This window comes from Umboniibacter marinipuniceus, assembly GCF_003688415.1.
Lineage (GTDB): Bacteria > Pseudomonadota > Gammaproteobacteria > Pseudomonadales > DSM-25080 > Umboniibacter > Umboniibacter marinipuniceus.
Genome location: NZ_REFJ01000001.1, coordinates 251,117 through 264,070, shown reverse-complemented (window position 1 = coordinate 264,070; position 12,954 = coordinate 251,117). Strand labels below are relative to the sequence as shown.

Annotated in this window: 6 protein-coding genes; 5 read left to right on the top strand and 1 reads right to left on the bottom strand. The window is 49.3% G+C overall.

Annotation, left to right across the window (positions count from 1 at the left end):
- The first annotated feature begins 77 nt into the window (after positions 1-77).
- The 4 genes from DFR27_RS01230 (at position 78) to DFR27_RS01215 (ending at position 6,635) form a co-directional block, all read left to right on the top strand.
- Entirely contained in the window at positions 78-1,574 is a 1,497-nt protein-coding gene (locus DFR27_RS01230) for an MFS transporter (protein ID WP_121875638.1), read from the top strand.
- Entirely contained in the window at positions 1,571-2,983 is a 1,413-nt protein-coding gene (locus DFR27_RS01225) for an MFS transporter (RefSeq protein WP_121875637.1), read from the top strand. Before DFR27_RS01230 ends, DFR27_RS01225 begins: the two co-directional genes overlap by 4 nt.
- Before the next feature lie 67 nt (positions 2,984-3,050).
- Complete coding sequence (locus DFR27_RS01220) at positions 3,051-3,926, top strand: aldose 1-epimerase family protein (RefSeq protein WP_121875636.1); 876 nt, start codon at positions 3,051-3,053, stop codon at positions 3,924-3,926.
- A 63-nt stretch (positions 3,927-3,989) separates the two neighbouring features.
- Positions 3,990-6,635, top strand: coding sequence for a family 20 glycosylhydrolase (locus DFR27_RS01215; RefSeq protein ID WP_121875635.1), 2,646 nt, complete (start codon positions 3,990-3,992; stop codon positions 6,633-6,635).
- A gap of 529 nt (positions 6,636-7,164) precedes the next feature.
- Here the strand turns inward: DFR27_RS01215 and DFR27_RS01210 are convergent.
- Complete coding sequence (locus DFR27_RS01210) at positions 7,165-10,263, bottom strand: TonB-dependent receptor (RefSeq protein WP_121875634.1); 3,099 nt, start codon at positions 10,261-10,263, stop codon at positions 7,165-7,167.
- Between the two features lie 462 nt (positions 10,264-10,725).
- On the opposite strand from DFR27_RS01210, the gene DFR27_RS01205 reads away from it, so the two are divergent.
- On the top strand, positions 10,726-12,942 hold the full coding sequence (locus DFR27_RS01205; protein ID WP_121875633.1) for a polysaccharide lyase 6 family protein: 2,217 nt from the start codon (positions 10,726-10,728) through the stop codon (positions 12,940-12,942).
- Positions 12,943-12,954 lie beyond the last annotated feature (12 nt).

Here is a 12,954-nt window from a genome sequence, read left to right as displayed (position 1 = left end):
AGCAGGTTTACGCTCCTATAGTGCGAACTACTATAATAATGTGCAGAATCTATCTGCTGTCAGTAAATGGGACATCTATGCAACAACCCGTGCTTCGAACACATCAAATCATCAATATGTGCCTTGGCTTTATGGGCATCCAGTTTGGTTTCGCGCTACAAAATGCCAACGTCAGCCGTATCTTCCAAACCTTGGGCGCGAATATGGATGAACTGGCAATACTTTGGATTGCTGCGCCGCTGACTGGCCTTCTGATTCAACCCATTATTGGCTACTACAGTGACCGCACCTGGACTCGATGGGGACGCCGCAGGCCTTTCTTCTTCGCTGGCGCCTTGCTGTCTGCCATTGCGCTATTCATCATGCCGAATTCACCAGCACTTTGGATTGCAGTGGTGATGCTGTGGTTACTGGATGCCGCGATCAATACTTCCATGGAACCGTTTCGGGCCTATGTGGGTGACAACTTACCCCCAAAACAGCGCCCTTTAGGCTACGCATTACAGAGTTTTTTTATTGGTGTAGGCGCTGTCATCGCCAGCTCATTGCCCTGGCTACTCACCGCACTGGGCGTTAGTAATGTGGCAGCCGAAGGCGAACTTCCAAACTCGGTGGTCTATTCCTTCTATCTGGGGGGCATCGTGTTCTTTAGCGCCGTGCTTTACACCATTGTCACCACGGAAGAGTACTCCCCTGAACAACTCGCTCAATTCAACAGGCAGAATGACGAACGCGTTGCGCTCACTTATCAACCACTCTCACTTCAGCCGTGGCAGCTAGCGTTGCTGATCGGGGGGTTAATACTGGGCGGCGCTACCTACACACTAGGCTGGAACAAAGAGCTATGGGTGTTAGTAGGGTTGCTAAGTGGTGGCTTTCTGCTCTTTGCCGCGGCGAGCTGGCTGCAGCGCCGAGGTTCGGACAACATGATCGTGTCATTAGCCAATGACATTGCCCATATGCCGGTAATGATGCGACGCTTGGCTGTGGTTCAATTCTTCACTTGGTTCGCACTCTTCTCAATGTGGATTTACACCACCTCGGCGGTGACCGGCTTTCATTTTGGCAGCTCCGATCCAAGCAGCAGTACCTACAACGAGGGCGCCAACTGGGTAGGTGTACTCTTCAGTGCCTACAACGGAGTTGGTATGCTAGCGGCGCTTCTACTGCCGCTCTTAGCAAGAAAGATCGGCACCCCCGCTACCCATGCGCTTGCGTTATCTCTAGGAGGTGTGGGCCTGGTGAGTTTCTATTTCATCGCTGACCCGAAATGGTTGCTTGCCTCCATGGTGTTGGTGGGCGTTGCATGGGCGTCCATTCTCTCACTCCCGTACGCCTTATTATCTAATTGCTTACCGTCGCATAAAATGGGCACTTACATGGGCATCTTCAATTTGTTTATTGTCATCCCGCAGCTCATTGCGGCGAGCGTACTAGGTCTGCTAGTTAGCCAGCTGTTTGATAATCAGCCAATCTTTGCCATGGTGATCGGCGGAGTGAGCTTTTTAGTAGCCGCCGCCTCCTTAATTGGTTTTAATGATGACAGCCACACTCGCCTCGAGGATTCACAATGAATAATGCTCAGCGTCAACTTTCGCCCCTCTTTTTCGGGATCCTTAGCCTTCCTGCCACTGCAATGGGCTTCGCGTTATCGGTACAAATTGCCGCGCTAAGCTGGATCCTTACCACCCAGTATGGTTTAGACATTCACGAGGTTGGCTTCGTTTGGGCTGCAGGCCCTATTGCGGGTATTCTTGGGCAAGTAATCATTGGCATTGTTAGTGACCGCACTTGGTTCTGGGGTGGCAGACGGCGACCCTTTATTTTTATTGGAGGCTTTATTGCCGCCATCATGTTGCTGGCGCTCCCAAATATTGATGTAATCTCTTCAGAACTGGGGATTGAAGCACTTATTGGCGTAGCCATTGTTGTTGCTCTCAGCTTAGACCTGGCGATCAATGTAAGTTTTAATCCAACACGAAGCCTAATTACCGACGTCACGCCAAGCGGTGATCAACGAACTCGCGGCTACACGTGGATGCAGACGATTTCGGGAAGCTTTGGCGTCTTGGCCTATGCGATAGGAGCCTATTGGGGTAACTATGTGCTTATCTACTTCGCCGTAGGCCTAGTACTTGCCTTCTCTCTACTCCCACCGCTGTTCATCACCGAACCTCGCGAGTTAGCGCCTAATCAAACCGATGACGAAGAACAGGGCACTACGGTAGAGATGATCATGGCGATCAAACCGCTGTGGGGCTTTGCGCTTTACAGTTTGTATGCCATGCCGGCGCGTATTTTTGGATTCGAAGCCGACCATTTCTATGTCGAAATCGCAGCGATCATCCTCACATTAGGGCTGATGGCCGAAACCATTTTCCGCACCGAAACGGCGGCTAACTCAGCTACCGTCGGCTTTCGTAAGGTGGCTACCGCGAACGCACTGAGCTGGATTGGTGTGCAATCCATGTTTGTTTACATGATTGCCTTTGTACAAGGGCGTATAAGCGGCCTAGATGACAATAGTGTTGGCCAAGTGATCTCTATTAGCTTTTTGATTCTTAATGCTGTGGCAGCCATTTTACCAGCAACCGTACTAGCACCTTTGTCGCGCCGCATTGGTACCGTTGCCACTATGGCTGTGTGTACGGCAACCATGGGGCTTGGCTATTTCCTTATCCTTGGAGTGGCCAGCACCGTGACCACACTTTACCTACTGATGGCTGTGCTAGGGATAGGTTGGGCAGCTATTGTGAGCTTGCCCTTTGCTATTATGAGTCGTAAAGCAAACCCGGCCAAAATGGGCCAGTTTATGGGGTTATTTAACCTTTCGATTGTGCTGCCGCAACTCTTCGTTAGCCTCGCAATTGGCCTATTGGTCTCTCGCATGGAAGATCAGAGCCAGGTATTTTGGGTCAGTGGTATTGCCCTGTTACTTTCGGCGCTTGCTTGGTCGCAAACCCGTGATAGCAAGGGTCATTAAGCCGAGATTCTCACCTTAATGCTTAGCAAAAAATAGTGTAGAATAGCTGCCTAAAAAAGGAGCTACGATGCTAACGTATATTGAGAGCGATACCCTTCGCGTGGGTATCCGCCACCTAGGGGCCGAATTAGCGTCCCTGGTTACCATTGAAGGTAATCGCGAGTATATCTGGCAGGCGGACCCCGCTATTTGGGATGGAAGTGCGCCCATCCTCTTCCCTATTACCGGCGTGCTACGAGAAGGCCATGTGCTTATCGATGACAAGCCCTGCGAAATTCCAAAACATGGGTTTTGCCGAAGCAGAAACTTTGACCTTGTTTCCCAGTCGAAATCCTACTGTAAGTTTCGCACAACTCACGATGATGAGACGCTCAGCTACTACCCCTTCGAGTTTGCACTCGAGGTTGAGTTTTCTCTGTCGAATGAGGGCTTAGCTGTGGCCTACACGCTAACCAACACTGGTTCGCGAGCATTGCTATTTAGCATCGGTTCGCACCCCGCACTCATGTTACCTAGCGCCGACGTCAGCGCCTATGAATTGGCGGTTGATACCAGTGAACCATTAACCATTTCTAGCGTCACCGAGACTGGCTTGGTAGAGCCTGACACAATACCATTAGCGCGAAACCAAAATGACGCCATTCAACTAACGCCTAGCCTATTCAACAATGACGCTCTGGTGTTTATAGACTCGCCCATTCGCGCCGTCACATTACGAGACCTTGAGGGCAACGCGCACTGGCGTATGCATTGGGAGCACACCCCGCATCTTGGTATCTGGGCAAAACCAAATGCTCCCTACGTTTGCATAGAGCCTTGGCAAAGCTACGCTGACAGCGGCACCAGCAGCATCAACTTTGCCGATAAAGCAGGTATTCAGCGCCTTGCCGCTGGCGACGTCAGCACCGATGGCTACACCATTGAAATAGTGGGCTGCGAATAACAGGTGGCGAGCCAACCTGATTTTTGCTAGCGTTATGAAAGTTTATAAGAAGAGAGAATCATCATGTTTAAGCGTTTGATTGCCACCACAATGGTGTTAGTTGGCTCCGGTTGCCAACCTGATGTCAGCGAACAAGCTCAAGCTGAGTTAATGGCCAACAGCCTACAAATGCAGTATGAACTTATCTCGAATCAAGCTCCAAACGGTGATAACTCCGTATGCTTAGAGCTTGGCGCGGAATGGGCTACCTGTAACCAGTTTGATATTTTATTAACTGCAAATGACAACGGTGTCATTTCATCAAACTGGACCATTTACTTTCACAGTGTGAGACGACTCTTAGACATTAAGTCTGACCAAGTCACCGTTGTCCATCATACTGGTGACTTCTACGAAATGCGCCCAACCGCTGACTTTTCGGGAATACAAGCAGGCGAAACACTCCGCATACCTATTATTGGCGAGTTCTTCGAGGTAGGTAAAAGTGACTTTCTTCCCGGCGCGTTTGTCGTAGTAGGCGAATCGGAGCCACGCCAGATTGTGGCGATGGATACCGAGGACTTAAACGCGATTGTTTTGGACATCCCTGAAACGGAGCTGCAGCGCACCAGTGATGAGGCCTCCGTGAACGAGACTTCGGCACTTCGCTATGAGCAAAATATCGCGTTGGGCGACGTACCCGCAGCCGCCGCGATTTTCCCTACCCCTGTTAGCGCAACATTCAGCGACGAAAATATCGCCGTCCCCGCTGGCTTCCAGTTTTCTCAAGTAGAGTTGAGCGCCGGAGCCTTTGACGCGCTAACTATTTCCGCAGACCGTCAAGGTATTGAGCTGAATGGCGAATTCCCAATCATTGCTGTTATTCGCGAGAGTGATTTTGCCGATGAAGCAGCCGTCTCGGGCGCCTACCGCTTATCCATTACCCCAGACGGAGTAGGTGTTAGCGGCTTCGACGAACGCGGTGTCTACTATGGTCTAAATACCCTCTTCGGCCTGATGAATGATCAACACCTACCGCTGGGTGATGTACTCGATTACCCGCGCTTTGACTATCGCGGCGTGATGATTGATGTGGCGCGCAACTTCCATTCGAAGGAGTTCATCCTCCGTCTTATCGACGAAATGAGCTTTGCCAAACTTAACAAGCTTTCCTTACACCTCACAGATGACGAAGGTTGGAGATTGGAAATACCTGGTTTACCCGAACTCACCGAGGTTGGTGCTGAGCGCTGCTTCGACCTAACTGAGCAGGACTGCTTGCTGCCTCAGCTAGGCAGTGGCGCCAGCACTGATAATTTTGGTTCTGGCTACTACAGCCGTCAGGATTTCATTGATATCCTGCGTTACGCACAGGCGCGCCAGGTTGACGTGATCCCAGAAATCGATATGCCAGCTCACGCTCGTGCCGCGGTTGTCGCCATGGAAGCACGTTACAACCGCTTGCTGGCTGAAGGGGATACGATGGGTGCTAATGAGTACCGCCTCATTGATCCAGCCGATACCTCCAATGTCACCACGGTGCAGTACTACAACCGCCTGAGCTTTATCAACCCGTGTGTAGCCTCATCAACACGCTTTACCGAAAAGCTACTCTTTGAAGTTGCTTCAATGTACCGAGACGCCGGCGTCCGTCTTGGCCACTGGCATTTTGCTGGAGACGAAGCCAAAAACATCAAACGCGGCGCTGGATTCCAAGATATTGCCAGTAACGAACTGGTTGACTTTAAAGGTGCCATAGACCTGTCTAACGAAGACTATCCCTTTGAAAAATCACCGGCTTGCCAAATACTGATTGACGACGGCGTCATTAGCTCTGCTGCCGAGCTACCTACCTATTGGGCTGAAAAAGTCAGTGAAATGTCGGTGGCCGCTGGCTTCCCAGTTTTCCAAGCTTGGGAAGACGGCCTAAAGTATGCTGACGGTGCGCAGGACTTTGCCAGCGAGCAGGTTTACGTAAACTTCTGGGAGATGTTGGCACCTGGCGGTAGCAGCACAGCTTACGATTGGGCCGCCAAGGGTTACGATCTTGTGATTTCGGTGCCGGACTACCTCTACTTTGACTTCCCGCAAGCTATTGATCAGCAAGAAGCAGGTTACTACTGGGCAACCCGCGCAAACACATTACAGAAAGTCTTTGGTTTTGCCCCTGAGAATTTGCCGCAAAATGCGTCAAACTCGGTCAACAGCCACGGGCATGGCTTTAGCGCAGAGTCTGACCGCAGCGTTCAAGACTTTGCAGGAATGAGCGTGCAGCTGTGGAGTGAGTTAGTTCGCACGGATATTCAGGCCGAGTACATGATGTATCCACGCCTTTACGCTGCCGGCGAAAGAGCATGGCATCGTGCTAGCTGGGAACTCGACTATACGCCAGGGACTACGTTTAGCCTGAATGATGGATTGGTCGATCAACAGGCGATACAGAAAGATTACACGCTTTTCTTGGCAACCTTAGGCGAACGCATCCTACCTCGACTCCACCAGAGCGGGGCAAACTATCGACTTCCGCTACCGGGCGGCGTTATTAGTGAGGGAGAACTGAAAATGAATACGGAAATTCCTCACTTTGGCTTAGAGTATTCGGTAGACGGCGGTGTTAAGTGGGAGCGCTATAACGCTTCGGAGACGGTAGTCGTTGACGTTGATTCCGTGCTCGCACGGACTGTTGCCGATGGTCGTTACTCACGCGTAGTCATCATCAGCTCCAAATAATTAGTCTTTAGTTTCTCGTTCCTACCACTTCGATACCAGTCTACAGGCTGGTATCGAAGCTGGGAAGACACTGGAGAGACGCCAATCACAACCGTTTCGCTTAAGCTTTAAGATAGCGAATCAGTTAGGTTCAATTAATTCGACAACCCCCATTCGCTTACCCTGACAACCCTCATTCGCTTACTCTGACAACCCTCATTCGCTTACTCTGACAACCCTCATTCGCTTACTCTGACAACCTCCATTCGCTTACTCTGACAACCCTCATTCGCTTACTCTGACAACCTCCATTCGCTTATCAACGGCACTCTATCCCGCAACTTAGCTTGACGACTTACACCCGCTGCTTTCGCCTAAGCAACGATACTCGTAGTGATTACTCAAAGGGACGATACGCGAAGCTCATCAGTATTTCCGATACAAAAAAAAGCCTTCCCAACGAGACCTCTTTTTAAAGAGCTCTGTTAAGAAGGCTTTAGGATAGTCAACGGAAGTCATTCAGCTGACTGTGCCATTAAGACCTTTAGCTTTAGAACTTAGCACGCAGTCCTAGGAAGATTCTTGGACCGTAAGAGTTTACTTCACCGAGGTTATCGCTCACGTAGAAGTACTGCTGCTTCGGCTCATTGAACAAGTTTATCGCTTCAATTTTCACCTGGAAGGTGTCGTTGATATCATAACTTGCGCGGGCTTCCCATACACCCACATCACCTACGTAGCGAAGGCGATTGCCGTTGCTGGTATAAGGCTGGAAGTATTCACTGCGGTACTTGTAAATCACACTCATGTCAAAGTCAGCAATCTGATAGTAGACTTGACCTGAGAACACGTGCTCTGAGAACCCAGGAAGATTACCTGGCGCTACAATACCAATCTTAGTCTGGGTATAGCTTCCGTCTAGGTTACGTACCGAAACATCTCCATAGTTTTCATCTTCAAACTCGAAGTCAGAATCAGCGTAGTTGTAGCTCGCTTTTACACCTAAGCCACTCAAGAAACTTGGCAAGTATGAAAGACGGTGTGACGCAGAAACTTCAACACCCGACAGGCCATTAGTTTCTTCTACCGTATCACGCAGAAGAACTTCAGACTCAATTGTCTGGCCATCTACGGTGAACGATTCAGCAACAGAAACCTGCTCGAAACCGCCTGTGAAAGTCTTATGATAGACACCAACAGATAACATCGAATCTTCGTTAGGATACCACTCCCAACTCGCGTCGAAGTTCCAAGATGTCAACGGACCGGTAGCTGGATTACCTGACGCGCTAACATCAGTAATTAAGTCATTTGGATCCGTGATATCGGTTGCAGTATTAACACGGAAACCACGGTTGTAATTCAAATCACTTGGGTCTGGACGAGACATACCTTTAAAGATACCACCGCGAAGTAGCATGTCATCGGTAAGATCTAGCACAACATTCATGCTCGGAAGCACTTCAGTGTAGTCGTCTCCGGCTACCACTCTCTCAAGATCCGCTCCAGGAACAGGTTGCATGCTCAGGAAGCCGCTTGAATCCGTGATAATTTCATAATCAGTACGATAGCCAACTGACTCAACATCAGTATTCACAACTCGCACACCGAAGTTACCACGTAGTGGAAGGTTGCTGATTTCCGTTGCAAAATTTGCCATCAGGTAAGCAGAGGTCGTCGACTCAGTGACATCCGTAGTACTTGGGCTTACGCGTTGCTGATCAGGATAAGCGAAGTCTTCGCCATGGAAATCAAGAATCATGTTGGTGACACACATGGTGTCGAATGTTGCCCAACTATTTGAAGACGAAACTACATTGCCAGATGAATCAACAGTGGTAATTAGGTCGCCTGAGCGCTCACTCGAAAGGAAGCCATCTTCAGGAAAGTCGACGGCACAAGCTTGGTTGATGGCCTCAATGGCATCGCGCTCCGCTTGCGAGCTGTCGTCTAGGTTTGGCGTAGTATAACGTGTGCCGCCCAAGTTTAGGTAACTAAGCTCAGAGACACGGATACCACCCTCAATACCCGTAAAGAAATCGCCTTCCATCTCATAGTCAAAATCAGCTCGGAACGCCTCAACGGTATTGGTGCGATCTACGTCTGAGTCAATACGAGCACGATATTCATCAGAGAATAACGTGTGGTCAGTGACGTCAAAGTCGGTAATAGTGTACTGAGGGATACCTGAATAGCGATCCCAATGTACTAAGGGGCGATAGCCCGCAGCAGTGTCCATATTGTAGATGTCTTGATTGTCTGACTGGGTTCTTAATGAAACCTGAAGCTCTTCGCGAGTTGTCTCAGAGAAACCATAGTCTACCGATACACTTAGTTTGTCGGTAAGCTGATGCGCAATATTTAGACCGAAACCTTTGTAGTCTTCGGAGCGGGAGAATACTTCACTATTAGATTCAATAGCCGTTTCACCAACCCACTCTAGGATCGCACCACTTGAGGTAGTAACAAGGCCTGGGCCAGTTACATTCTCAGTAGAACGTTTTTGGTTTGCAAAGTTAAGGTCGTGACGCTGCTCAGACTGAACTCGATCAGAAAGCTGCATGTCGAAGTTGACGTCCCAATCTTCATTCGGCTGCCATTGAAGTGCTAAGAACACAGCATCACGCTCATCGGACGTATCGTTTTGGCGATAACCGCGAGAGCTCGGCGCAAACGCGTAGGCTAAGCCATCGCTGTAGGCCTTACCGGTCGCTGGGTCAATCTTAGTGATATAGCCTTGATTGCTTTCAGAGAAATCTCCATCGCCATCTGGATCGTATGGCGCATCGGCACGCTGATCTTCGCAATCACTATCACCTGCGTAGTAATAACCTTCCCAGGTAGCAGCTGGATCATTCAAACATGCATAGATAGAGCTACCAGACGGGCTAGATGAGCGAACTTCTTGCTCAGGTTGAGAAATATCACTCACTTGATAGCCGAATGACACACCTACATCACCCATTCCTTCAAAGTTAAACTGATCTACAAAGCTGAACGTGGCACGATGCCCCCAATCTCCAGCCATTGAATCCTCAATATCTTGCTGGTCTGGGTTGTAGTTACCCTTCAGGTCCACTTGAATTCGCTGTTCGTCATAGCTCAGCGGCTTCAGAGTCTCTAATTCGATTAAACCGGCTACGCCGCCTTCGATAAGACTAGCGTCTTGAGTCTTATAGACAGCAATCTTATTCATAAGCTCGGACGGGAACTGAGAGAAGTTAACTGAACGGTCACCACTACCATTAGTCGCCTCGCGACCATTAAAGGTTGTGGCGCTTAAGTACGGCCCCAATCCGCGAATGGACACTTCCGTGGCGCCGCCGTTCTCGCGGTGAGACGAGACACCCGTGATTGACTCCAGTGCTTCACCAATTGACAGAGCGGGTAGGTCCCCAATATCACTAGCCGAAAGGCCATCGACAATCGAAGTCGCATTGCGTTTGATTTCGATCCGGTTTCGGTTAGTTGCCCGAGAACCCGTTACCAAAACCTCTTCTACCGCTTCAGACTCCACAGCTGGCTGTTCTGCTTCCTGTGCGAAAACGTTGCTGCCGAGGAATGGCGTTGCTGCGGCAATAGCCGTAACCAACGCGCACTGACGAAATGACGGCCGAGTGCCTTCATCCCTAGCTGAGAATTTATTCATTAGAACTTCCCCCAAATGTGTATTACAGATTTTATTGATTTATTATTTATTTGGTTTTATCTCGAGAGGCTAATCGCTAAAGCCATCTTGAGTTCGAGTAGTACTGCAGCGGAATAGCGTTAGCAGCAACCTAACTCTTATATCCAACTTTGTCAGCGAATTACTGCCTTGTCAATCATATTGTTATGAACATAGTAGATAAATTGGCATTACCAAAATGAGCTAAATTGGCTGAAGCGCGTTAAATCAGTGCCTTAATAACGGATAAACAGGGGGAAACTGATAACTTTCTTTCCGAAACTCGTTCAAAGCAGTAACGGTCATCAAGCCAAACAAACCGCTAGCGCCGAGCCATTTGTATGACCAATTGATTGACAATTGTGTTTGCGATAATTACATTAATGAGCCAAGCGATCAGTTTCGGCGCACCGAAACACGCCGAAATTCAAGAAGGACATAATAATGAAACTACGCTCCAAAATAGCGGCATTAGCTACTGGCTTTATTTGCACCTGCTCCATTGCAGAGAATTACTTCGTCACCTCACCGTCAGATTATGAATCGATCGCCAAGTCATTGGAGGCGGGAGATAACGTCGTGCTCGCAAATGGAGAGTGGGAAGACTTCGAATTACTTTTAGCTGGTCAAGGGACCGCTGAGGAACCGATAACACTGAGCGCCGAAGAGGCTGGCAAAGTTATTCTTACAGGGCAGTCAAACCTTCGTTTAGTAGGTCAGCACTTGATCGTTTCAGGCCTAACATTTAGAGATGGTTACACCCCAAGCAGTGCAGTGATCGAGTTTCGCCGCAACAAGGAAGCCGTTGCGTTTGACTCGCGGGTAACTAATGTTGTGATTGAGAACTATAGCAACCCTGATCGCTTCGAGTCCGATTTTTGGGTCTCAATGTATGGCCAGCGAAATCGTGTCGATCATAGTGCGTTTGTCGGTAAGACAAACAAAGGCGTGACCTTTGCAGTTCGGCTTAACACTGAAGAAAGCCAGAGCAACCATCACCGCATTGATCACAACTACTTCGGCCATCGCCCCGAGCTCGGCTCCAATGGCGGCGAAACGCTGCGTATTGGCACCTCCCATTACTCCCTTAGCGATTCTTTCACGCTTGTTGAAAATAACGTCTTCGATCGCACCAATGGCGAAGTAGAGATCATATCCGTTAAGTCTGGCAAAAACACAATCCGGAACAATCTCTTCTACGAAGCGCGCGGGACGCTCACACTTCGCCATGGCAACGGAAACTTGATTGAAGGAAACGTTTTTCTAGGTAACGGCGTCGATCATACTGGCGGTGTTCGCATCATTAACGCAGACCAAGTCGTTCGCAACAACTACTTTGAAGGGCTGCGTGGCTACCGATTTGGCAGTGGATTTACTGTAATGAACGGCGTACCGAACTCACCGATTAATCGCTACCACCAAGTCGACAACGCACTCATCGAGAACAATACCCTAGTTGATGTCTCCCACATTCAGTTCGCTGCAGGCAGCGACGATGAGCGCTCTGCAGCGCCCATAAATTCAACTTTCAGAAACAATTTAATTGTAAACACCGATGGCAAATCGCCATTCACCGCTTTTGATAGCGTTGATGGCATTAACTTCAGCAACAACTTGACGGTAGGATTCAACGACGAGATGTTGGGCCGTAGCGACACTCTCGATGAAGACCAACTAGCTCGCGATGAGCGCGGGCTATTGTCGACCAAAGATAATTTACGGATCGGCGCCAGCCGTCTGCAAGCGGCAACTTTTGAGGCCGTTGGCCCGCAATGGTACGAGAAAAAGCGCAGCGATATTTATTTCGGAGCTGGCCGCGAAATTACTATTTCTCCGAATGAAGACGCCATTTTTGACGCCATCGAGGCCGCTCAGGATGGCGATGTGATTGTTCTGTCGCCCGGTAGCTATAATGTGCGCAAGGTGCTTCCGGTCAGTAGAATTATTTCCATCGTGGCTAAGGATCCATCCGAGACTACAATCAGTTTCGAGCGTCAAACGTTATTCGAAATCCGCAATCACGGTAGTTTAAGGCTTGAAGGACTTACTATTTCCGGCGCCGAAAGCCCCGACTCTTCAGGGAATACAGTTATTCGCACTCAGAAGTGGGGGATGTTCAGAAACTATCGACTTGAACTCCTTAACAACACCTTTGAATCATTGGATATTAACCGTTCTTTCCATCTTTTCGAATCGGGTGCACGAGCGTTTGCTACCGAGATAATTATCCAAGGAAATACGATCTCAGATGTCAGCGGCAATCTCCTCGTACTCGACAAGGAAATTGATGACCTCGGTATCTACAACGCCGAATACGTCACCATTACCGACAATACGCTTTCAAATGTAAAGGGATCGCTCATCTCACTTTATCGCGGTGGGAGAGATGAAAGCACTTTCGGCCCCCACTTCTTGCTCGCCAATAACAACATCGATAATGTCGGTTCAAGCGAAGCCCTAGTCTATCTTCACGGGGTTCAGGTGACATCCATCAAAGAAAATAGCTTCAAGAATAGCGGACCGATAGTCATTGAGCATACCGTCGGGGAGCCGATTAGCCGAATTGAATCAAATTGCTTCCAGAGCACCGGCGAAATCTCAGTGGTAGAGCTCGTTGCTCCCGGCAACCATACCGCGCATTTAGACAATCCATCCTGCTAATAGCCCGTAGAG